The sequence below is a fragment of the Paracoccus sp. AK26 genome (assembly GCF_011801365.1).
In the GTDB taxonomy this organism is placed as follows: Bacteria; Pseudomonadota; Alphaproteobacteria; order Rhodobacterales; family Rhodobacteraceae; genus Paracoccus; species Paracoccus aerius.
This window is the reverse complement of the sequence record NZ_CP041041.1, coordinates 623,307-644,610: the sequence shown is the minus strand read 5'-3', so window position 1 is coordinate 644,610 and position 21,304 is coordinate 623,307. Positions and strand designations below refer to the sequence as shown.

At 68.3% G+C, this 21,304-nt stretch carries 20 protein-coding genes; 17 read left to right on the top strand and 3 right to left on the bottom strand.

Going from position 1 to position 21,304, the window contains the following annotated elements; all coding sequences use genetic code 11:
* Positions 1-28 precede the first annotated feature (28 nt).
* The 3 genes from tldD to topA all read left to right on the top strand — a co-directional run bounded on the left by tldD (position 29) and on the right by topA (position 5,455).
* A complete protein-coding gene (gene tldD / locus FIU66_RS03105) occupies positions 29-1,450 on the top strand; it encodes a metalloprotease TldD (protein WP_167621346.1) in 1,422 nt (473 codons plus the stop codon).
* A 66-nt stretch (positions 1,451-1,516) separates the two neighbouring features.
* Complete coding sequence (dprA, locus tag FIU66_RS03100; RefSeq protein WP_167621345.1) at positions 1,517-2,635, top strand: DNA-processing protein DprA; 1,119 nt, start codon at positions 1,517-1,519, stop codon at positions 2,633-2,635.
* Positions 2,636-2,728: 93 nt separating this feature from the next.
* Positions 2,729-5,455: a type I DNA topoisomerase gene (topA, locus tag FIU66_RS03095; protein WP_167621344.1), complete on the top strand. Its 2,727-nt coding sequence runs from the start codon at positions 2,729-2,731 to the stop codon at positions 5,453-5,455.
* A gap of 175 nt (positions 5,456-5,630) precedes the next feature.
* On the opposite strand, the gene FIU66_RS03090 is transcribed toward topA, so the two are convergent.
* Positions 5,631-6,209, bottom strand: a complete 579-nt coding sequence (locus tag FIU66_RS03090) for a LuxR C-terminal-related transcriptional regulator (RefSeq protein ID WP_167621343.1) — start codon at positions 6,207-6,209, stop codon at positions 5,631-5,633.
* 126 nt (positions 6,210-6,335) lie between these two features.
* On the opposite strand from FIU66_RS03090, the gene FIU66_RS03085 reads away from it, so the two are divergent.
* The 14 genes from FIU66_RS03085 to folD all read left to right on the top strand — a co-directional run bounded on the left by FIU66_RS03085 (position 6,336) and on the right by folD (position 19,267).
* Positions 6,336-7,049 carry a CoA transferase subunit A gene (locus FIU66_RS03085; RefSeq protein WP_167621342.1) on the top strand — a complete coding sequence of 238 codons (714 nt, stop codon included), beginning with the start codon at positions 6,336-6,338 and terminating at the stop codon, positions 7,047-7,049.
* Positions 7,049-7,690, top strand: a complete 642-nt coding sequence (locus FIU66_RS03080; protein WP_167621341.1) for a CoA transferase subunit B — start codon at positions 7,049-7,051, stop codon at positions 7,688-7,690. Before FIU66_RS03085 ends, FIU66_RS03080 begins: the two co-directional genes overlap by 1 nt.
* A 102-nt stretch (positions 7,691-7,792) precedes the next feature.
* Entirely contained in the window at positions 7,793-8,368 is a 576-nt protein-coding gene (locus FIU66_RS03075; protein ID WP_167621340.1) for a hypothetical protein, read from the top strand.
* The gene (gene ybgC, locus FIU66_RS03070; RefSeq protein ID WP_167621339.1) at positions 8,365-8,757 is read left to right on the top strand and encodes a tol-pal system-associated acyl-CoA thioesterase; all 393 of its coding nucleotides are present in this window, start codon (positions 8,365-8,367) and stop codon (positions 8,755-8,757) included. The genes FIU66_RS03075 and ybgC overlap by 4 nt, the downstream gene beginning before the upstream one ends.
* Before the next feature lie 146 nt (positions 8,758-8,903).
* Positions 8,904-9,596 (top strand): protein TolQ, encoded by a 693-nt coding sequence (gene tolQ, locus FIU66_RS03065; protein WP_167623371.1) that lies wholly within the window; start codon positions 8,904-8,906, stop codon positions 9,594-9,596.
* Position 9,597: 1 nt separating this feature from the next.
* A complete protein-coding gene (locus tag FIU66_RS03060) occupies positions 9,598-10,053 on the top strand; it encodes an ExbD/TolR family protein (protein WP_167621338.1) in 456 nt (151 codons plus the stop codon).
* 4 nt (positions 10,054-10,057) lie between these two features.
* Positions 10,058-11,959 (top strand): protein TolA, encoded by a 1,902-nt coding sequence (locus FIU66_RS03055; protein ID WP_167621337.1) that lies wholly within the window; start codon positions 10,058-10,060, stop codon positions 11,957-11,959.
* Positions 11,960-12,003: 44 nt separating this feature from the next.
* Positions 12,004-13,320 (top strand): Tol-Pal system beta propeller repeat protein TolB, encoded by a 1,317-nt coding sequence (gene tolB, locus FIU66_RS03050; protein WP_167623370.1) that lies wholly within the window; start codon positions 12,004-12,006, stop codon positions 13,318-13,320.
* Between the two features lie 25 nt (positions 13,321-13,345).
* On the top strand, positions 13,346-13,885 hold the full coding sequence (gene pal, locus FIU66_RS03045; RefSeq protein ID WP_167621336.1) for a peptidoglycan-associated lipoprotein Pal: 540 nt from the start codon (positions 13,346-13,348) through the stop codon (positions 13,883-13,885).
* A complete protein-coding gene (locus tag FIU66_RS03040) occupies positions 13,882-14,793 on the top strand; it encodes a tol-pal system protein (RefSeq protein ID WP_240544723.1) in 912 nt (303 codons plus the stop codon). Before pal ends, FIU66_RS03040 begins: the two co-directional genes overlap by 4 nt.
* Positions 14,794-14,800: 7 nt before the next feature.
* On the top strand, positions 14,801-16,036 hold the full coding sequence (gene tilS, locus FIU66_RS03035) for a tRNA lysidine(34) synthetase TilS (RefSeq protein WP_167621335.1): 1,236 nt from the start codon (positions 14,801-14,803) through the stop codon (positions 16,034-16,036).
* A 57-nt stretch (positions 16,037-16,093) separates the two neighbouring features.
* Entirely contained in the window at positions 16,094-17,983 is a 1,890-nt protein-coding gene (ftsH, locus tag FIU66_RS03030; RefSeq protein WP_167621334.1) for an ATP-dependent zinc metalloprotease FtsH, read from the top strand.
* Positions 17,984-18,077: 94 nt separating this feature from the next.
* Positions 18,078-18,377: a chorismate mutase gene (locus tag FIU66_RS03025; RefSeq protein WP_167621333.1), complete on the top strand. Its 300-nt coding sequence runs from the start codon at positions 18,078-18,080 to the stop codon at positions 18,375-18,377.
* Positions 18,374-19,267, top strand: a complete 894-nt coding sequence (gene folD / locus FIU66_RS03020) for a bifunctional methylenetetrahydrofolate dehydrogenase/methenyltetrahydrofolate cyclohydrolase FolD (protein WP_167621332.1) — start codon at positions 18,374-18,376, stop codon at positions 19,265-19,267. Before FIU66_RS03025 ends, folD begins: the two co-directional genes overlap by 4 nt.
* Positions 19,268-19,364: 97 nt before the next feature.
* On the opposite strand, the gene ruvB is transcribed toward folD, so the two are convergent.
* Positions 19,365-20,396, bottom strand: a complete 1,032-nt coding sequence (gene ruvB / locus FIU66_RS03015; RefSeq protein ID WP_167621331.1) for a Holliday junction branch migration DNA helicase RuvB — start codon at positions 20,394-20,396, stop codon at positions 19,365-19,367.
* Positions 20,393-21,298: a zinc metalloprotease HtpX gene (htpX, locus tag FIU66_RS03010; protein WP_167621330.1), complete on the bottom strand. Its 906-nt coding sequence runs from the start codon at positions 21,296-21,298 to the stop codon at positions 20,393-20,395. Before htpX ends, ruvB begins: the two co-directional genes overlap by 4 nt.
* Positions 21,299-21,304 lie beyond the last annotated feature (6 nt).

Sequence of the window (21,304 nt, the reverse complement as noted above, 5' to 3'; positions counted from 1 at the left end):
CCGGGCCGCGTCAGAAAGATGAGCCGCCATGAGCCGAACCTCTTTTGATCCGTTCACCTCGCATCTCGACCGGGACCGGGCCTTGGCGGTCCTGCGCGAAGCCACGGCGGGGGCCGAGGATGGCGAGTTGTTCCTGGAACATTCGGTGTCTGAATCGCTGGTCTTCGACGACGGGCGGCTGCGCAATTCGGGCTATACCGCCGAACAGGGTTTCGGCCTGCGCGCCGTCCGCGGCGAGGTGACGGGCTATGCCCATTCGACCGAGATTTCGGAACCGGCCCTGCGCCGCGCCGCCGAGACCGCCCGGCTGGCCGTGGGCCAGGGCGGCGGGGTCATGGCGCCCGCCGCACCCATGCAGGTGCAGCCGCTATACATGGCCGCCGACCCCGCCGAGGGCGTTCCCTTTGCCCAAAGGATCGAGCTTTTGCGGCAGATCGACGATTATGCCCGGTCGCGCGACCCGCGGGTGGTTCAGGTGACGGTCTCGCTGGCCTCGTCGCTGCAGCAGGTGGCGATCCTGCGCCCCGAGGGTGGGCTGGTGACCGACATCCGCCCCATGGCGCGGCTGAATGTCAGCGTGATCGTCGAGAATAACGACCGCCGCGAAACCGGCGGGCATGGCGGCGGCGGGCGCATTCCGCTGGCAGGGCTGATGGACCCGGCCCATTGGCAGCCCGCCGTGGACGAGGCGCTGCGCATCGCCCTGGTCAACCTGCGGTCCGTGCCCGCGCCGGCTGGCGTGATGGATGTCGTGCTTGGCCCCGGCTGGCCCGGTATCCTTCTGCACGAGGCCGTGGGCCATGGCCTGGAAGGCGATTTCAACCGCAAGAAAGCATCGGCCTTTGCGGGACTGATGGGACAACGTGTCGCAGCCCCCGGCGTGACGGTGGTGGACGACGGCACCATCCCCGACCGGCGCGGGTCCATCGGCGTTGATGACGAAGGGATGCCCCCTGCCCGCAACGTCCTGATCGAGGACGGGATCCTGGTGGGCTACATGCAGGACCGCCAGAACGCGCGTCTCATGGGGGTGGATCCGACCGGTAACGGCCGGCGGCAAAGCTTCTCGCACGCGCCGATGCCGCGCATGACCAACACCTACATGCCCGGCGGCGAGGCGGACCCGGCCGCGATCCTGGCGGACCTGAAGGACGGCATCTATGCAGTGGGCTTCGGCGGCGGCCAGGTGGACATCACCAACGGCAAGTTCGTGTTTTCCTGCACCGAGGCTTATCGCGTCAGGGACGGCGTGGTGGGCGACCCGATCCGGGGCGCCACGCTGATCGGCGACGGGGCGACCGCGCTGCAGCAGGTGCGGGCCATCGGCAACGACATGGCGCTGGATCCGGGCATCGGCAATTGCGGCAAGCAGGGGCAATGGGTGCCGGTGGGCGTGGGCCAACCGACGCTGCTGATCGGCGGGCTGACGGTCGGCGGCTCGGCTGCGTAGAGGACGCTAACCAGTTGTTAACCGCTGCGGCGTAATGCTGATTCCCGGACAAGGGCCGGAGGCAGCATGGATACCGCGCATCTTCCTTTCGACAGCCGCAGCGTTCAGGACGACGACCTCAGCGTCCTGCGCCTGATCCGGTCGCGCCGCGTCGGGCCGGCGACCTATCATCGGCTGATCGCCGAACATGGCAACGCACGGGCCGCGCTTGCGGCCCTGCCCGAAATCGCTGCCGCCGCCGGGATCGCGGATTACGAAGCCTGCCCCGAAGGCGTGGCCGCCGCCGAACTGGCCGCAGGGCGAAAGGTGGGCGCACGGCTGATCCGCTGCGATTCGCCCCTTTATCCGGCCGCGCTGCGCGAAATCGACTCTGCGCCGCCCGTCTTGTGGGTGCGCGGCGATCCTGCCTGGCTGTCCAGGAACCCGGTCGCGGTGATCGGCGCGCGCAACGCATCGTCCCTGGGGCTGCGCATGGCGCGCGGCATGGCGGCGGGACTGGGCGAGGCCGGGCATACGGTCGTGGCAGGCCTTGCCCGGGGCATCGACACGGCGGCCCATAACGCGGCCCTGCCCACGGGCACGGTGGCCGTCATGGCGGGCGGGGTCGATATGATCTATCCGGCGGAAAACGTGGTGCTGGCGGCGCAGATCGCCGAAAAAGGCGTGCTCGTTTCGGAACAGCCGCCCGGCACGGAACCGCAGGCGCGCCATTTCCCGACCCGCAACCGCATCGTGTCGGGCCTGTCCCTGGCCGTGGTGGTGATCGAGGCCGCGCACAGGTCCGGCACGCTGATCACCGCCAAGAACGCGCTCGACCAGGGGCGCGAGGTGATGGCGGTGCCCGGCCATCCGATGGATGCCCGCGCGGGCGGCTGCAACCAGTTGATCCGCGACGGGGCGATCCTGGTGCGCAACTCGGCCGATGTCTGCACGGCGCTTGGCCGGGAACCAGAGCTTGCCGGAATAGCCGAGGCACCTGCGTTCCCCGCCTCGCGTCCCGAACCCGCCGATCCGGCGCAGATCGAGGCGCGGATCCTGTCCCGCCTGGGCCCCTCGCCCTCGGATGAAAACGACGTGATCCGCGACCTGGGCCTGCCGGCCGCAACGGCAAGCGCCGCGATCCTGTCGCTGGAACTGCAGGGCCGTTTGTTGCGCGTGCCGGGGGGGCGGCTGGCACTTGGCTGACGGGCGCACACGCGGCGGATGATTTCGGCAGGTTGACACTGGCAGGCCCCCGACCCATGTTCCCGGCCCATCGCAAGGTCCCCTGAGGTAAGAATGCCCGTCGTCGTCGTGGAATCCCCGGCCAAGGCCAAGACCATCGAAAAATACCTCGGCGGCGATTATCGCGTGCTGGCCTCGTTCGGCCATGTCCGCGACCTGCCGCCCAAGGACGGCAGCGTCGATCCGAACGACGATTTCGCCATGAAATGGGAGGTCGCGGCAGACAGCCGCAAGCACCTCAAGGCGATCAAGGACGCGCTGAAGGACGACCAGACCCTGATCCTGGCGACCGACCCCGACCGCGAGGGCGAGGCGATTTCCTGGCACCTGCTTGAGGCGCTGTCGCCGGCGCTGAAGAAGGGTGCGGCGGTCAATCGCGTCACCTTCAACGCCATCACCAAGACCGCCGTGACCGAGGCCATGGCCAATCCCCGCCAGATCGACCAGCCGCTGGTCGATGCCTATCTGGCGCGCCGCGCCCTGGATTACCTGGTGGGCTTCAACCTGTCCCCGGTCCTGTGGCGCAAGCTGCCGGGCGCGAAGTCAGCGGGCCGGGTGCAGTCCGTCTGCCTGCGCCTGATCGTGGACCGCGAAATGGAGATCGAGGCCTTCAAGGCCCGCGAATACTGGTCGGTCCATGCCCGCCTGGCGACACCGGGCGGCGCGGAATACGACGCCACGCTGGTGTCGCTGGCGGGCGCGAAGCTGGACCGCTTCGACCTGCCGACGGCGGAAAAGGCCGCGATGGCCGTCAGCGCGGTGGCCAGCCGCGACCTGCGCGTGACCAGCGTCGGGGCCAAGCCCGCGACCCGCAATCCCTGGCCGCCCTTCATGACCTCGACCCTGCAGCAGGAAGCCAGCCGCAAGCTGGGCATGGGCGCCAAGGCCTGCATGTCGGCGGCCCAGCGTCTGTATGAGGCGGGGCTGATCACCTATATGCGGACCGACGGCATCGACATGGCGCCCGAGGCCGTCCATGCCGCCCGCGACGCGATCCGCGCCAAGTTCGGCGACAAATACGTGCCGTCCAGCCCGCGGATGTACAAGAACAAGGCCAAGAACGCGCAGGAAGCGCATGAATGCATCCGCCCGACCGACATGATGCTGTCGCCCGACAGGTTGAAGGTCACGGCGGACGACCAGCGGAAACTGTATGACCTGATCTGGAAGCGCACCATCGCCAGCCAGATGGAAGCCGCCCGCATGGAGCGCACCACGGTCGAGATCGCCAGCCCTGACGCCCAGGTCGGCCTGCGCGCGACGGGCCAGGTGATCCTGTTCGATGGCTTCCTGCGCGTCTATGACCAGGGCCGCGACGACGACGACGGCGAGGACAGCGCACGCCTTCCTGCGATCCAGCAGGGCGAGGCCGCGAAGCTGGTCGGCAAGGCCTTCGAGGCCGAGTTTGCCAAGGCGCGCGAAAAGGACGACCCGGTTCCCGCCGCGCCTGCCGGACAGCGCGCCGCCCCCGGCCTGCTGCTGAACGACACGGCCGCCGTTGCCGCGCGGCAGCATTTCACCCAGCCGCCCCCCCGCTATACCGAGGCGACGCTGGTCAAGCGGATGGAGGAACTGGGCATCGGGCGGCCCTCGACCTATGCCAGCATCGTCACCACGATCCAGGACCGCGAATATGTCCGCAAGGACAAGAACCGCCTGATCCCCGAGGACAAGGGCCGGCTGGTCACGATATTCCTGACCAAGTATTTCCCGCGTTACGTCAGCTATGACTTCACGGCGGATCTGGAAAACGAACTGGACGAGATCAGCGCAGGCGACCTGGTCTGGCGCGAGGTTCTGGGGCGCTTCTGGAAAGATTTTTCGAAGGCGCTGGAAGGCACGTCGGAACTGCGCATCACCGAGGTTCTGGACGCGATCGACGACGCCCTTGCCCCGCATCTTTATCCGCCGCGGGCCGATGGCGGCGATCCGCGCGTTTGCCCTGTCTGCGGCGCGGGACGGTTGAACCTGAAGACGGCGCGGTCGGGCGGGGCCTTCATCGGTTGTTCCAACTATCCCGAATGCCGCTATACGCGCCCGATCTCGGCCCCCGACGGCGAGGAAGCCGTGGGCGACCGCATCCTGGGCGAGGATAACGGCGACCCGATCAGCCTCAAGACCGGGCGCTTCGGCCCCTATGTCCAGCGAGGCGAGGCGACCGAGGAGAACCCGAAGCCGCCGCGCGCCTCGCTTCCCAAGGGCTGGAACCCGGCGACGCTGGATCTGGACCGGGCGGTGCAACTGCTGTCGCTGCCGCGTCCGGTGGGCCACCACCCCGAGGATGGCGAACTGATCGAGGCCGGGATCGGCCGGTTTGGTCCCTATGTGAAGCACGGCTCGAAATACGCGAACCTGCCCGACGTGGAGGAAGTCTTCACCATAGGCATGAACCGCGCGGTCGAGGTTCTGGCGGCCAAGCAGACCCGCGGACGGGCAGCGGCCGCGGCACCCCTGCGCGAGTTGGGCGATCATCCCAGCGGCGGCGCGATCCAGGTGATGAACGGGCGCTATGGCCCTTATGTCAAATGGGAAAAGGTGAACGCCACCCTGCCCCGCGATGTCACGCCCGAGGATCTGACGGTCGAGCAGGCGCTTGAACTGATCACCGCCAAGGCCGGCAAGTCGCCCGCCCGGAAGACCGCAAGCAAGACCGCGGGCAAGACGGCGGGCAAGACGGCGGGCAAGACGGCGACAAAGAAAGCGACGGCCAAGAAGCCTGCCGCTGCCAAGCCGGCCGCAAAGAAGACAGGCGCGGCGAAGGCTGCATCAAGCAAGGCGTGATCGCCGGGGCAGCGGGGTCCGTCCAGAACCTGCTGCCCGACCTTGCTGAAGTGACCCTCAGCCCGGCGGGACGTAGCCTGCTGCGCTCTGGTCTGTCCAAAGCTGCGCGGTGCGCGTCAGCCACAGCGCCCGCTCGGTTGGCGGTTCATCTGAACCTGCCCGGGCCGTCCGCATCTTAACCTGCACCGGCATCCAGCAGCCTTCCGACCAGTTCGGAACTGTTGCGCACGCCCATCTTGCGGATCATGTTGGCGCGATGCACCTCGACCGTGCGGGGGGAACAGTCCAGCGATTTGGCGATCTCCTTGCTGGTGAAGCCGTTGACCAGATAGCGGGCGATGCGCTTTTCCGTGGGCGTCAGCGGGCCGCCGCCCGCCACCGGGCTGTCCAGCGGCCGATAGGTCCAGACCGCCAGGCGATGCGGATCGTCCTGGTCCATCGTCCGGCCCCTGCCCTCCATCCAGACGATCTGTTCGTTCTTGCGCCGCATGAATCGTTCGTCCTGGTAGAAGGGGTGGTCCTGCATGGCCTTTCGCGCCCGTTCCCCAACCAGCCGGAAGTCGGTCTGGCCGGGATAAAGGACCTGCATCGACTGGCCCTCCAGGTCCTGCGGCGTCCAGCCGAAGACGGTTTCCACCATCAGGCTGGCCCTGACGATTACCCGGTCCGCCAGGATCAGCGTGGCGTCGGGGGCGTTCTGGAAGGCAAGAGCGTCGTAATCCCTGGCCGCACCATGGGTTCGGGGGCTTGGCATGATGGCACCGCTACTTATCGGCATACGTGTTTTTACGGATAGAGCATTCCACGGCCATGCGACAGGATTTCTCTCGACGCGGCGGCGCCTGTGCCGTCGGGATCATCAATTCGACTGGGGCGGAGAATGACAGGATCGAAAAAGGTTTACACCACTGCGGACGCGGCGCTTGAGGGGCTGCTGCATGACGGGATGCTGATCGCGGCAGGGGGCTTTGGCCTTTGCGGCATTCCCGAACTGCTGATCGACGCATTGGTCAGAAGCGGGGTCAAGGACCTGACCATCGCCTCGAACAACTGCGGCGTGGACGGCTTCGGACTGGGCAAGCTGCTGGACACGCGCCAGATCAGGAAGATGATCAGCAGCTACGTGGGCGAAAATGCCGAATTCATGCGCCAGTATCTGTCGGGCGAGCTTGAGCTGGAGTTCAACCCGCAGGGCACGCTGGCCGAACGGATGCGCGCCGGCGGCTGCGGCATCCCCGGCTTCTATACCAAGACCGGCGTCGGCACCGTCATCGCCGAGGGGAAGGAGGTCAAGACCTTCGACGGCCAGGACTACATCCTGGAACGCGCCATCGTGGCCGACCTGTCGATCGTGAAGGCCTGGAAGGCCGACGATACCGGCAACCTGGTCTTCCGCAAGACCGCCCGCAACTTCAACCCGCCCGCCGCCATGTGCGGTCGCGTCTGCGTGGCCGAGGTCGAGGAGATCGTTATGCGCGGAAGCCTAGACCCGGACATGATCCACCTGCCCGGCATCTATGTCCACCGGATCGTCCAGGGTCCGCACGAGAAGCGCATCGAGCAGCGCACCACCCGCAAGAAGGAGACCGCGTAATGGCCGAAGCATCCAAGGGTTGGGATCGCAACCAGATGGCCGCGCGGGCGGCGCAGGAACTGGAAGACGGGATGTATGTCAACCTGGGGATCGGCATCCCGACGCTGGTCGCCAACTATGTGGGCGACAAGGACATCACGCTGCAGTCGGAAAACGGGATGCTGGGCATGGGCCCCTTCCCGTTCGAGGGCGAGGAAGACCCCGACCTGATCAACGCGGGCAAGCAGACCATCACGGAACTGTCGCGCACATCCTATTTCGACAGCGCGACCAGCTTTGGCATGATCCGGGGCGGCAAGATCGCCGCCGCCATCCTGGGCGCGATGGAGGTGGCCGAGAACGGCGACCTGGCGAACTGGATGATCCCCGGCAAGCTGGTCAAGGGCATGGGCGGGGCCATGGACCTGGTCGCCGGCGTGGGGCGCGTGATCGTGGTCATGGACCACACCAACAAGGCGGGCGAATCAAAGGTGCTGCGCGAATGCACCCTGCCCCTGACCGGCAAGGGCGTGGTGGACCGCATCATCACCAACCTGGGCGTGCTGGACGTGGTGCCGGGCGGGTTGAAGATCGTCGAATGTGCCGAGGGCGTCACCGAGGAGGAATTGCGCGCCGCAACCGAGGCCACGATCGTTTCCTGAGACGCCGCGCAAGGCGGAAATCTCGGCGGGGGGCCTTGCCCCCCGTCGCTGTTTCGGCGACTCCCCCCCAGGATACTTGGGCACAAAAGAGGAAGGGACGTCATGACCGCCGAGCAGATCGCCGCGCTGTTCACCCGGCCGGACGGGACATTCCTTTGCGCCCGCTGGGGGCGGCCGGTTGCGCCGGTGATCTTCGGGCTGGCCGACGAAAGCCTGGACATCTTTCGCGGCGCCATCCGCGCGGGCTTTGCCCATGCCCGTCATCCCCTCGCGGACACGGACCCTGACATGGGGGCGAACCTGATGCTGTTCTTTGTGCGGGATTGGGCGGAACTGGCCGATGTGCCGGACCTGGACCGGCTGACCGATGCGCCGGGCCTTCCTGGCCGGCTGGCGGACGCGGATGCGGACCAATACCGGATGTTCCGCTTTGACGCAGACGGCGGCATCCGCGCCTGCCTGGGCTTCCTGCGTATGTCCGGCCCCCTGGCCGAAAGCCACCCGGCGCAACTGGCCGAGGCGCTGTTCATGCGCTGCGCGCTGACCTTCGCGCGCGACATAGCCCCTTCGGCCGGGGTGGCGGCCTTGATCCGGGCGGCCTATGATCCGGTCCTGCCGGTCGCGGCAACGGATGCCGCCCATGCCCTGCGTCTGGCGGCCAGGATGGGGAACGCATGACGCACATCATGTTCGTCCGGGTTTACTACGAGGACACCGATCTTGCCGGGATCGTCTATTACGCAAACTACCTGAAGTTCATCGAACGAGGCCGGTCGGACTGGCTGCGCGACCTGGGGATCGACCAGGTGGCGATGAAGGAAGGCGGCCATGTCTTCGCCGTCCGCCGGATCGAGGCCGATTACTTGCGCCCCGCCCGCTTCGACGACCTTCTGGCGGTCGAAACCAGGCTGGTCCAGATGACCGCGGCGCGGATCGTGGTGGACCAGACCGTCCGGCGCGGGGACGAGGCGCTGTTCGCGGCACGGGTCACCCTGGCCTGCCTGGACGGCGCGGGACGGCCGGTGCGGCTGCCCCGTGCCCTGGCCCATGCCCTGGCCATCGACTGAGGCGCGCGGGCCGCACCTGTCGGACAGTGACGGCATTGTGTTGCAGCCAGGGGCTGCAACCTTTGCTAGGAAGGCGCTAGAAGGCCCGCAAACCGGCCAGGACCAAGGCCGGATTCGTGACGGATCACGACGAAAAGGCAGTGAAGATGGAACCGATCCAGGCCGCGCAGGCCCTTGATTTCTCGTTGATGGCGCTTTTTGCGCGGGCCTCGCTGACGGTGCAGGTGGTGATGGTGCTGCTGATCGTGGCCTCGGTCTGGGCCTGGGCCATCATCATCCAGAAGTTCCTGGCCTTCGCCAAGGCGCGCAAGGAAGCCGCACGCTTCGACCGCGCCTTCTGGTCGGGCGAGCCGCTGGACGACCTGTATGACCGGCTGGGCGACCGGCCCTCGGGCGCGTCGGAACGCATCTTCGCCGCCGGCATGACCGAATGGCGCCGCAGCCACCGCGACGACGGTGGCCTGATCCCCGGCGGACCCGCCCGCATCGACCGCGCCATGAACGTCGCCATCCAGCGAGAAGAGTCGCGCCTGTTCCGGGGGCTGTCCTTCCTGGCGACGGTGGGGTCCACCGCGCCCTTCATCGGCCTGTTCGGCACCGTCTGGGGCATCAAGACCGCCTTCGAAGGCATCGCCATGTCCCAGGACACCAGCCTGGCCGTTGTGGCCCCCGGCATCGCCGAGGCGCTGCTGGCCACCGCCCTGGGCCTTTTGGCCGCCATTCCCGCCGTCGTTTTCTACAACAAGCTGTCCGGCGACGCCGAGCGCGTGACCGGCAACTGGGAAGCCTTTGCCGACGAGTTCTCGACCCTGCTGTCGCGCCAGATGGACGAGGCGTAAGATGTCGGGCGCCGTCGTCAAGCGGGTCAGCCGCAAGGGCCGGGGCAGGCGCCGCAACGCGCCGATGTCCGAAATCAACGTCACGCCCTTCGTGGACGTGATGCTGGTGCTGCTGGTCATCTTCATGGTGGCGGCACCCTTGATGACGGCGGGTGTGCCGCTGAACCTGCCGCAGACCGCAGCCACCGCCGTGCCGACCGAACCGGAAGAACCGCTGGTGATCTCGATCCCCGCCGATGGCGACGTGGTGCTGATGGACGCGCCGGTGGCGCAGGACCAGATCGTCACGCGGCTGCGCGAGATCCTCGCCAGCCGTGAAAGCCAGCGGGTTTTCCTGCGCGCGGACGGGGCGATCCCCTATGCCCGCGTGGTGCAGGTCATGGGTGCGCTGAATGCGGCCGGGCTGTCGGATATCGTGCTGGTGACGGATACCGGCGGGCCCAGGATGGACGGCTGACGCCATGGAAGACCGCGAGGGCCGCATCGGTTGGTGGGTTTCGGGATCGGCGCATGGCGCGCTGATCCTGTGGGCGATCCTGGGCGGGGTGTTCCTGCGCCCGCAGCCCTCGGCCCCCCTGCGCACGACCGAGGTCGCCACCATGAGCGGGGCCGAGTTCGAAGCCCTGGCCGCCGCATCCCGTGGCGCGGGTCCGGTCGGGCGCGATGCAACCGCCGTCGCCACCCTGCCCGCCCCTGCCGCCGAGGAGGATGCAGGCCAGATGCCTGCCGGTGCCAGTGCCCCGGATGCTGAAGCCGCCGCGCAGGCCCTGACCAGTCCCGATACGTCCGAGGCGCAGCCCGACCTGTCCGATTTCGACCGCCCTGACCCGGTTGCCGTGGCGACCGATCTGGGCGCGCCAAGCGAGAACCAGACGGCGGACGACGCCGCACCAGAAACGCCCGCCGCCACCGATGCGCCTGTGGCCGATGCAACGCCATCGCGCCCTGGCACGCCGGCGGCCGACCAGGCTGCACCCTCCGCACCGCAGTCCGAACTGGCCCTGGACCGGTCAGCCCTGCCCCGGCAGCGTCCCGAAGGGCTGGTGGAACAGCGCAATGCCCGACTGGCCCAGCAGGAGGCCGAGCGCCGCGCTGCCGCCGAAGCCGCCCTTGCCGCCGAAGAGGCAGAGCGCGCCGCCGCCGCGGCCGAGGAACGCCGCCTGACGGCCGAGCGCGAGGCCGCCGAGGAAGCGCGCCGCGCCGAACAAGCCGCGGCGGAAGAAGCCGAGCGGCAGGCCGAGGCGGAACGCCAGCGGGCCGCTGCCGAAGCCGAGGCCGATCGTCAGGCCGCCGAGCGTCGCGAGGCGCAGGAGCGGCGGGAGGCTGCGGAACAAGCCGAGCGAGAGGCCGAGGAACGGCGAGAGGCCGAAGCCCGTGCCGCCGAGGAACGTCGCGCCGCCGAGGCACGCGAAGCCGAGGAAGCGGAACGTCAGGCCGAGGCAGAGCGCCGCGAGGCCCAGGCCCGCGCCGAAGAAGAGCGTCGGGCCGCAGCCGAACGGCGCGCCGAGGAGGAACGCCGCGCGGCAGCGGAACGTGAAGCCGAAGAGCGTCGCGCCACGGCCGAACGCGAGGCCCGCGAAGCCGAGGAACGCCGCGCCGCCGAGGCCGCCGAGCGAGAGGCCGCCGAGCGCCGGGCGGAAGCCGAACGCCGGGCCGAGGAAGAACGCCAGGCCGCTGCCGAGCGAGAGGCTGCGGAACGCGAAGCGACCGAACGGGCCGCTGCCGAGGCCGCGCGCCAGCAGGCGCTTGAGGATGCGCTGCGCGAGGCGCAGGAAGGCAATGCAGGGGCCGAAGGGACCGACACGGCCTCGACCGGCGATGCGGCGGGCGGCAACAGCCAGACCATCGAGGGTGGATCGGGCGCATCGGCTGCGCAGGACCCGCTGGCCGCGGCCCTGGCCGGGGCCATGGCGGGCGGCGGGGCCGAGGGCACGGATGCCGCGCAGGGCGGCTTTGCCGAGCCGCTGCAGCTTGCGCCTTCGGCCATCCGTCCCACGCCCCTGGATGGCGGCATCGACATGTCCAGCCTGTCCGAGGCCCAGCCCCTGTCGCTGGCCGAGAAGGACGCCTTCCGTGCCGCGATCCGCCAATGCTGGAACGAAGGCGCGCTATCGCTCGAGGCGCAGCAGATGTCGGTCTCGGTGGCGTTCAGCATGACTGCGGACGGCAGGCCGATCGATGCCAGCCTGCGGATCGCGGATTACCGGGGCGGCACGGATGCCGGCGCCCAGCACGCCTTCCAGGTTGCCCGGCGGGCGATCATGATGTGCGGCGGCGCGGGCTTCCCGCTGCCCTTCGACAAGTTCAGCCGTTGGCGCGACGTGGTGGTCGAGTTTCGCCCCGACGGCATCGGGTTTGACTGACGCCGGGGATTTCCCGGCCCTGTCGCAAGGATGATGAGGATATGATGCTTCGGACGCTGACCGTGACCCTGTCGATGGCGCTGGCCGCCGTCGCGGTGCCCGCCCTGCCCGCCCTGGCGCAGGACGGGCCGCTGAAGATCGAGATCACCGATGGTGTGACCGAGCCGATGGCGATCGCCATTCCCGCCTTCCACGGCGATGCCGAGGTCGCGCAGCGGGTCCGTGACGTGGTCGCAGCCGACCTGACCGGCACCGGCCTGTTCCGCGAGATCGCCGCAGGCGCGGCCGCCGCGCCCGGCAGCTTTGGCGAGGCGATCGCCTATGAGGACTGGCGGGCGGCCAGTGCCCAGGCGCTTGTCTCGGCCGAGGTGACGCAGTCGGGCGACGCGATCAGCGTGAAGTTCCGGCTGTATGACGTCTTCGCGGGCCAGCCGCAGGGCGACGGAATGCAGTTCGACGCCCGCGCGACAGACTGGCGCCGCGCGGCCCACAAGATCGCCGACCAGATCTATGCCCGTCTGACGGGTGAACAGCCCTATTTCGACAGCCGCGTGGCCTTTGTGCAGGAAATCGGTCCCAAGGACGCGCGGATCAAGCGCATCGGGGTCATGGACTATGACGGCCAGAACATCCTGTGGATGACGGACAGCGCCTCGCTGGTGCTGGCGCCGCAGTTCTCGCGCGACGGGCGGCGGCTGGTCTATACCAGCTTCGACAGCGGCTTCCCGCAGATCCGGGTGCTGGACATCGCCACCGTGTCGTCGCGCCCGCTGACGCAGGACGCGAACAGCATGGCCTTTTCGCCCCGCTTCAGCCCGGACGGACGCTGGATCGTCTATTCCCGCGAACAGGGCGGCAATACCGATATCTGGTTGATGGACGCGGCCTCGGGCGCGCAGCGGCCGCTGGTGCAGTCGCCCTCGATCGATACCGCGCCCAGCTTCAGCCCCGACGGCCAGCGGATCGTGTTCGAATCCGACAGGTCCGGCAATCCGCAGCTTTACGTCGTGGGCGTGAACGGCGGCGAGCCGACGCGGATCAGCTTCGGCGACGGGCGCTACGGATCGCCCGCATGGTCGCCCAAGGGGGACCTGATCGCCTTTACCAAGCAGGTCGGCGACCGCTTCCACATCGCCACCATGCGCACGGACGGATCGGCCGAAAAGACCCTGACCGAATCTTTCCTTGACGAGTCCCCGACCTGGGCTCCCAATGGCCGCGTGGTGATGTTCACGCGGGTCGCGCCCGGCGGGAACGGCCAGCCGAAGCTGCATTCGGTGGACATCACCGGGCGCAATATGCGACCGCTGAGCCTTGACTTTGCCGCCTCGGATCCTTCTTGGGGTCCGTTGATGCCCTGAGCCACCGCGCCGGAAGGATAGCCCGATGATCGTCTGGAAAAAGCCCACTGCCGCCGCCCTGCTGCTGACCCTTGCCGCCTGCGCGCAACCCGCGCCGCCGGTCGTCCAGGCGCCGGTGGTCGATCCTTATGCCAATGCCGCGGGCGGCGCGCTGTATCAGGGCGACCTTGCGGGCGGCGTGCTGGGTGCCCAGGCCACGGCGGAATACTTCAACAACAGCGTGGGCAACACCGTGCTGTTCCCCGCCAACCAGACCGCCCTGACGACCGAGGCGCGGGGCATCCTGGCGCGCCAGGCGGAATGGCTGAAGACGCACACCAACTTCAGCGCCGTCGTCCAGGGCCATGCCGAGGAAACCGGCACGCGCGAATACAACCTCGCCCTTGGCGCGCGCCGCGCCAGTGCGGTGCAGGAATACCTGATCGCGCAAGGCGTGGGTTCTGACCGCATCCGCACGCTGAGCTTTGGCAAGGAACGCCCGCGCGAGGTCTGCTCGGACGAGGCCTGCTATGCCAACAACCGCCGGGCCGTGACCGTGGTCAGCGCCACGGGGGCCGGATCGTGATCCTTCGCGTCATCGCCGCAGCCGCGCTGGCCGTGACGGTGGCCCTGCCGCTTGCGGCCCAGGAACCCGGCCTTGCCGATCTGCGGGCCGAGCTGAACGCGGTGCGCGGCCAGCTGCAGTCCTTGCGGTCCGACCTTGTCGCCTCGGGGGCCGAGGGCTTCCAGGCCGCAGGCGGCGACGCCGCCATCGACCGCATGAACGCGATGGAGCAGCACCTGGCGCGGCTGACCGATCGGACCGAGCAGTTGCAGAACCGCATCGACCGGATCATTGCCGACAGCAACCGCCGCATCGCCGACCTCGAATTCCGGCTGTGCGAAATGGACGAAACCTGCGATCTGGCCGCCCTGACCACGCCCGATCCCGGCCGCCTGCCCGGCAGCCTGCCTGGTGGCCCGACCGCGCCCGCCCTGCCTGCAACGCCGCAGCAGCCTGGCAGCAAGCCGGCCTCGGCGGGCGAGCAGGCCGATTTCGACGCGGCGCGCCAGGTCATGGCCAGCGGCGATTTCCGTCGGGCGGCCGATATGTTCGGCACCGTCGCCCAGACCCATGCCGGAGGCGCCCTGACGGCCGAAGCCCTGTTCTTGCGCGGCGCGGCCCTGGACAGCGCGGGCGACCTGCGCGGGGCGGCGGCCGCCTGGCTGGAAGGCTTCTCGGCCGATCCCGACGGTCCGCGTGCCGCCGAAAGCCTGCTGGGCATCGCCCGCGTGATCGAAGGCGAGGGCGATTCCACCGCCTCCTGCCTGTATCTGGCCGAAATCCCCGCCCGCTTCCCCGGCACCCCCTTCGCCGCCGAGGCCGAGACGCGGATGAGCCGGCTGGCCTGCGGCAGCAACGACCTGGGTGCGTTGCCCCCCGGCTTCGATGCCGAGGGAGAGGCCGAGGCTGATCTGGCCGAACATCAATAGCCGCGCCATGACCCTGCCCGCCGCCGATCCAGCCTTCCGCGTTCACGCAGCCCTGGACCGGCTGGCAGGCGACATGCCCGCGATCGGCGTGGCGGTGTCCGGTGGCGGGGATTCGGTCGCGCTGATGCATCTGATGGCGGAATGGGGACGGGGCCGCCGGATCATGGTCGCCACCGTGGATCACGGCCTGCGTGCGGAAAGTGCCGATGAAGCGCGCCAGGTCGGCCGGGCCGCCCGCGCCCTTGGCCTGTCCCATGCGACACTCTTGTGGCAGCGGGGAACGGATGCCGGGAACCTGATGGCCAATGCCCGCGACGCCCGGCTGCGCCTGCTGGCGGGATGGGCGCAGCGCAACGGGCTGTCGGCGGTGGTCCTGGGGCATACGGCGGACGACCAGGCCGAAACGCTGATGATGCGCCTGGCGCGCGGATCAGGGATCGATGGGCTGGCCTCGATGGCGGAATGGCGCGATGCCTTCGGCACCCGCTGGCTGCGGCCGATGCTGGGCACCGGACGGCAGGACCTGCGCGACTGGCTGCGGGCGCGCGGGATCGCCTGGATCGACGATCCCAGCAACGACAACACCGACTTCGACCGCGTCCGCATCCGGCAGGCCATGCAGGCGATGGGCCTGGACGTTCCCGCCCTGGCCCGCGCCGCCTGCCACATCCAGGAAGCCAGGGACGCGCTGTCCCACTATGCCGCCCATGCCGCCCGCGAGGCCGAGGCGCGGGACGGCAGGCTGACCCTGCCGCGCCGGGCCTATCAGGACGCCCCGCCCGAAATCCGCCGCCGCCTGATCGTCGCGGCCTGCCGCTGGATCACCGGCGCGGATTATCCGCCTCGCCGCGCCACGGTCCTGCACGCACTGAACGCAGTCGCCACGGGGCATCGTGTCACGCTGGACGGCGCGCTGATCGAACCGGCCGGGGACCGCATCCGGCTGTTCCGGGAAACCGCCGCCGCGCTGCGGGCGCCGGAAGTCCAGGACGGGGTTTGGGACAACCGGTGGGAGGTCAAGGGCTTGAGGCCTGGCCAGCATGTCGCGGCCCTGGGCTTGGGCGAGGTCGCGCGCGTCAAATGGCGGCTTGCGGGCCTGTCGCGGGACGAGGCTGCCGCCAGCCCTGCCGTCTGGGAAGGCGACCGTCTGGTGGCCGCGCCTCTGGTCCGCCCGCAGGCACCCTTCGAGATCTTCCCGGTCCGGGTTGCGTCACATTTCCGCAGGCTGGTGATGGCGCATTGAACCTGCGCCCAGAATCCCTATTTTCAAGCCAAACCGCTTTCCGCCGGAGGTCCGATATTGGGCAACGCACGTAATCTGGCCTTCTGGGTCGTCCTTTTCCTGATGATCCTGGCGCTGTTCAACCTGTTCAGCGACGGCGCCACCACCATGAACAGCCGGCAGATCAGCTATTCCGATTTCATCCAGCGGGTGGACAACGACCAGATCGCCTCGGTCACCATCGATGGAGAGGAACTGGCCGTCACCGGCACGGATGGCAACCAGTATGTCGCCATCCGCCCTCAGGGCGAGGAAATCGCGGACCGCCTGATCTCCAAGAACGTGGATGTGAAGGTCGTGCCCCAGCAGCAGTCGGGCTTCATGTCGCTGCTGGGCGTCTGGCTGCCCTTCATCCTGCTGATCGGGGTCTGGATCTTCTTCATGAACCGGATGCAGGGCGGCGGCAAAGGCGGCGCGATGGGCTTTGGCAAGTCGCGCGCCAAGCTGCTGACAGAAAAGCACGGCCGCGTCACCTTTGACGATGTGGCCGGCATCGACGAGGCCAAGGAAGAGCTTGAGGAGATCGTCGAGTTCCTGCGCAACCCGCAGAAATTCAGCCGTCTGGGCGGCAAGATCCCGAAAGGCGCGCTGCTGGTCGGCCCTCCGGGCACGGGTAAAACGCTGCTGGCCCGCGCCATCGCGGGCGAGGCGGGCGTGCCCTTCTTCACCATCTCGGGGTCCGATTTCGTCGAAATGTTCGTGGGCGTCGGCGCATCCCGTGTCCGCGACATGTTCGAGCAGGCCAAGAAATCCGCCCCCTGCATCGTCTTCATCGACGAGATCGACGCCGTGGGCCGCGCGCGCGGCGTGGGCATCGGCGGCGGCAACGACGAACGCGAACAGACGCTGAACCAGCTTCTGGTGGAAATGGACGGGTTCGAGGCCAACGAGGGCATCATCATCGTCGCCGCCACCAACCGCCGCGACGTGCTGGACCCCGCCCTGCTGCGCCCCGGCCGCTTCGACCGCCAGATCCACGTCCCCAATCCCGACATCAAGGGGCGCGAGAAGATCCTGTCCGTCCATGCCCGCAAGGTGCCGGTCGGCCCCGACGTGGACCTGCGAATCATCGCCCGCGGCACGCCGGGCTTCTCGGGCGCCGACCTGATGAACCTGGTGAACGAGGCCGCCTTGATGGCGGCCCGCATCGGCCGCCGATTTGTCAGCATGGAAGATTTCGAGAATGCCAAGGACAAGGTCATGCTGGGCGTGGAACGCCGCAGCATGGTCCTGACGCCCGAGCAGAAGGAAAAGACCGCCTATCACGAGGCCGGTCACGCGGTCGTCGGCCTGAGCCTGCCGAAATGCGATCCGGTTTACAAAGCCACGATCATCCCGCGCGGCGGTGCCCTGGGCATGGTGGTATCCTTGCCGGAAATGGACCGCCTGAACTTCCACAAGGACGAGGCCAAGCAGAAGCTGGCCATGACCATGGCGGGCAAGGCCGCCGAGATCATCAAATATGGCGAGGAAGGCGTGTCCAACGGCCCCGCCGGCGACATCCAGCAGGCCAGCCAGCTGGCCCGCGCCATGGTGATGCGGTGGGGCATGTCCGACAAGGTCGGCAACATCGACTATGCCGAAGCGCATGAGGGCTATAACGGCTCGACCGGTGGCTTCTCGATTTCCGCCGCGACCAAGGAACTGATCGAGCAGGAAGTCCGCGACCTGATCGAGCAGGGCTATCAGGACGCACGCCGCATCCTGATCGAGAAAGAGGCCGAGTTCGAGCGGCTGGCCCAGGGCCTGCTGGAATACGAAACGCTGACCGGCGAGGAGATCGGCAAGGTCCTTCGCGGGGAGACCCTGGGCGGCGACGATGACACGCCCAGCAGCCTGATCCCCTCGGTCACGGCGATTCCCAAGGCGGGCAAGCCTGCCACGGGCGGCGATCCCGCCCCTGCATGAACCGACAAGCCCCGGCCCTCGCGCCGGGGTTTTCTTTGGTCTTGCACCCTGGGGCCGCCCGGTGCATCCCCCTGCCAAACAAACGGAGGGTCCGATGCAGATCGACGACATCTGGGACATGGCGACCTTGCGCGCCCATATCGACGCCCTGGACGAACAGCTTGTGGGCCTTCTGGCACAGCGCCACGCCCTGATCGCCCGCGCCGCCAAGATCAAGGAACAGATCGGCCTGCCCGCCCGGATCGACGACCGGGTCGAGGAAGTGGTCGCAAACGCGGGTCGCCACGCCGCATCCCGCGGGCTGGATCCCGCCCTGATCGAGAATATCTGGCGCCAACTGGTCGAAGCCGCCATCGCGCAGGAAGACCGCTACCTGAACGGAGACCGCCCGTGACAGCAACATCGCCCCAGACCGCCACGCTGATTGACGGCAAGGCCTTTGCTGCCGGCTTGCGTAGCCGCATCGGTACCGCCGTTGCAGCGATGAAGACCCAGGGCATCACCCCGGGCCTAGCGGTCGTGCTGGTTGGCGAGGATCCGGCAAGCGAGGTCTATGTCCGGTCCAAGGGACGGATGACGCGCGAAGTCGGCATGAACTCGTTCGAACACCGGTTGCCCGCCGACACGCCGCAGGCCGATCTTCTGGCGCTGATCGACCGGCTGAACGCGGATCCGGCGGTCAACGGCATCCTGGTGCAACTGCCCCTGCCCCGCCACATGGACGAGGCCGCCGTCATCAATGCCATCGACCCGGCCAAGGACGTGGACGGCTTCCACATCCTGAACGTGGGGCGTCTGGCCACGGGGCAGAAAGCGATGGTGCCCTGCACGCCGCTGGGTTGCCTGATGCTGCTGCGCGACCAGTTGGGCAGCCTGTCCGGCAAGAATGCCCTTGTTATCGGCCGCAGCAACATCGTCGGCAAACCCATGGCGCAACTTCTGCTGCGCGACAGCGCGACGGTCACCGTGGCCCATTCCCGCACCGCGAACCTGCGGGACCTGTGCCGACAGGCCGATATCGTTGTCGCCGCGGTCGGACGCGCCCGTTTCGTGCAAGGCGACTGGATCAAGCCGGGCGCGGTTGTGATCGACGTTGGCATCAACCGCACCGATGACGGGCTGGTCGGCGATGTCGATTTCGTTTCTGCCAGCCAATTCGCGGGCGCGATCACCCCGGTTCCAGGCGGCGTCGGCCCGATGACCATTGCCTGCCTGCTGGCCAACACCTTGACCGCAACCGCCCGTGCCAACGGCCTGCCCGATCCCGAGGGTTTGACGCCCTGACGGGCAACCCCATCATCTTCCGTGCACAAATATCCCGGGGGGCTGCGCGGCACGCGCGGCGGGGGTAGCGCCCCCTCCCCGACCTGCCACCCAGACCTCAGCTGTCGAACAATGTCCCCTGCTGCGCCGGCGCCGGCGCAGCAAGCCCCAGGTGACGCCACGCCCCGGACGTCAATTGCCGGCCGCGCGGCGTCCGGGCAATCAGTCCCTGTTGCAGCAGGTAAGGCTCGATCACTTCTTCGATCGCGTCGCGACTTTCGGACAGGGCAGCGGACAGGGTTTCCACGCCCACGGGACCACCACCGTAATGTTCGGCCATCTGCAGCAGGTAGCGCCTGTCGGCGCCGTCCAGACCCATGTCATCCACGCCTAGGCGGGTCAGCGCGGTATCCGCGATCCCTCGCGTCAGCCGCCCGTCCCCCTCGACCAGGGCAAAGTCCACCACGCGCCGCAGCAGCCGCCCCGCGATGCGGGGGGTTCCACGGGCACGGCGGGCAATCTCTCGCGTGCCGTCGGGTTCGGCATCTATGCCCATCAGCCGCGCGCCGCGCTGCACGATCAGGTCCAGTTCGGCCACCGTATAGAATTCCAGCCGCGTCGGAATGCCGAAACGGTCGCGCAGCGGCGTCGTCAGAAGGCCAAGCCGGGTCGTCGCGCCGACCAGCGTGAAGGGCTGCAACTCGATCCGGACGGTGCGGGCGGCGGGGCCTTCGCCGATGACCAGATCCAGTTCGAAGTCCTCCATTGCGGGATAAAGAATCTCCTCGACCGCCGGGTTCATGCGGTGGATCTCGTCGATGAACAGCACGTCCCGCGCTTCAAGGTTGGTCAGGATTGCGGCCAGATCGCCGGCCCGCGCCAGCACCGGACCGGATGTCATGCGAAAGTTCACGCCCAGTTCGCGGGCCATGATCTGCGCAAGCGTGGTCTTGCCCAGGCCCGGCGGGCCGAAGAACAGGGTATGGTCCATCGCCTTGCCGCGCATCTTGGCGCTTTCGATGAAGACGCGCAGGTTGGCGCGGGCATCGGCCTGGCCCACGAATTCCGACAGCATCTGCGGGCGCAGGGCGCGGTCTTCGGAATCGCTGTCCATCGGTTCGGGTCGCAGGGTCGGGTCGGGCTGGATCATCCGCGCCCCCAGGGGCCGTCATCGCGGCCGCTGCGGGGAATAGGGGACGCCCGTTCCGCCATGGCAGGCCGCTCCTCAAGCGCCATCAGGCGGGCGATCCGGTCCTCGGTCGCGGGATGGGTGGCGAACAGGCGGTCCATGCGCAGGCCGCCCAGCGGGTTGACGATGAACATGGATGCCGCCGCGGGGTTCTTTTCCGCCGGGATGTTCAGCACCCGCCCCGCCATCTGCGAGATCTTCGCAAGGGCCGAGGCCAAGGCACGCGGCTGCCCGCAGATCTGCGCGCCGGTCGCATCCGCCTCGAACTCTCGCGCGCGGGAAATCGCCATTTGCACCATCATGGCGGCCATGGGGGCAAAGATCATCGCCAGGATGGCGCCAAGCCCGCCGCCCCGGTCGTCGCGCCCGCCGGTGAACAGCATCATGTTGCCCATCATCGCGATGGCACCGGCCATTGTGGCGGTGACGGTCATGGTCAGCGTGTCGCGGTGCTTGATATGGGCCAGTTCATGGGCGATCACGCCCGCGATCTCGTCGCGCGACAGGGCACGGACCAAGCCCTGCGTCACCGCCACCGCCGCGTTTTCCGGGTTGCGGCCGGTGGCAAAGGCATTGGGCTGTTCGGTGGGCAGCAGATAAAGCTTGGGCATCGGCAGGTCAGCCCGCCGCGCCAGTTCGGCGGTCAGGGCATAAAGATCGCCGCCCTGCTGGGGGGACAGTTCCACCGCACCCTGCTGGCGCAGGACCATCTTGTCGCTGTTCCACCAGGAAAACACGTTCATGCCGCCCGCCAGCAGCAGCGCGACCACCGCGCCGCCCTGTCCGCCCAGCATCCAGCCCAGCACCATGACCAGGGCGGTCATGGCGGCCATCAGGATGAAGACCTTAGCGTTCCCGTGCATCAGAAC

What these genes read in the sequence shown, in the direction of transcription:
- pal (WP_167621336.1), top strand. Translation starts at nt 13,346, where the DNA reads ATGATCGTCTGGAAAAAGCCCACTGCCGCCGCCCTGCTGCTGACCCTT.
- FIU66_RS03090 (WP_167621343.1), bottom strand. Translation starts at nt 6,209, where the DNA reads ATGCCAAGCCCCCGAACCCATGGTGCGGCCAGGGATTACGACGCTCTT.
- topA (WP_167621344.1), top strand. Translation starts at nt 2,729, where the DNA reads ATGCCCGTCGTCGTCGTGGAATCCCCGGCCAAGGCCAAGACCATCGAA.
- FIU66_RS03080 (WP_167621341.1), top strand. Translation starts at nt 7,049, where the DNA reads ATGGCCGAAGCATCCAAGGGTTGGGATCGCAACCAGATGGCCGCGCGG.
- htpX (WP_167621330.1), bottom strand. Translation starts at nt 21,298, where the DNA reads ATGCACGGGAACGCTAAGGTCTTCATCCTGATGGCCGCCATGACCGCC.
- FIU66_RS03055 (WP_167621337.1), top strand. Translation starts at nt 10,058, where the DNA reads ATGGAAGACCGCGAGGGCCGCATCGGTTGGTGGGTTTCGGGATCGGCG.
- FIU66_RS03060 (WP_167621338.1), top strand. Translation starts at nt 9,598, where the DNA reads ATGTCGGGCGCCGTCGTCAAGCGGGTCAGCCGCAAGGGCCGGGGCAGG.
- dprA (WP_167621345.1), top strand. Translation starts at nt 1,517, where the DNA reads ATGGATACCGCGCATCTTCCTTTCGACAGCCGCAGCGTTCAGGACGAC.
- tolQ (WP_167623371.1), top strand. Translation starts at nt 8,904, where the DNA reads ATGGAACCGATCCAGGCCGCGCAGGCCCTTGATTTCTCGTTGATGGCG.
- ruvB (WP_167621331.1), bottom strand. Translation starts at nt 20,396, where the DNA reads ATGATCCAGCCCGACCCGACCCTGCGACCCGAACCGATGGACAGCGAT.
- FIU66_RS03025 (WP_167621333.1), top strand. Translation starts at nt 18,078, where the DNA reads ATGCAGATCGACGACATCTGGGACATGGCGACCTTGCGCGCCCATATC.
- tilS (WP_167621335.1), top strand. Translation starts at nt 14,801, where the DNA reads ATGACCCTGCCCGCCGCCGATCCAGCCTTCCGCGTTCACGCAGCCCTG.
- tolB (WP_167623370.1), top strand. Translation starts at nt 12,004, where the DNA reads ATGCTTCGGACGCTGACCGTGACCCTGTCGATGGCGCTGGCCGCCGTC.
- FIU66_RS03085 (WP_167621342.1), top strand. Translation starts at nt 6,336, where the DNA reads ATGACAGGATCGAAAAAGGTTTACACCACTGCGGACGCGGCGCTTGAG.
- ybgC (WP_167621339.1), top strand. Translation starts at nt 8,365, where the DNA reads ATGACGCACATCATGTTCGTCCGGGTTTACTACGAGGACACCGATCTT.
- FIU66_RS03075 (WP_167621340.1), top strand. Translation starts at nt 7,793, where the DNA reads ATGACCGCCGAGCAGATCGCCGCGCTGTTCACCCGGCCGGACGGGACA.
- tldD (WP_167621346.1), top strand. Translation starts at nt 29, where the DNA reads ATGAGCCGAACCTCTTTTGATCCGTTCACCTCGCATCTCGACCGGGAC.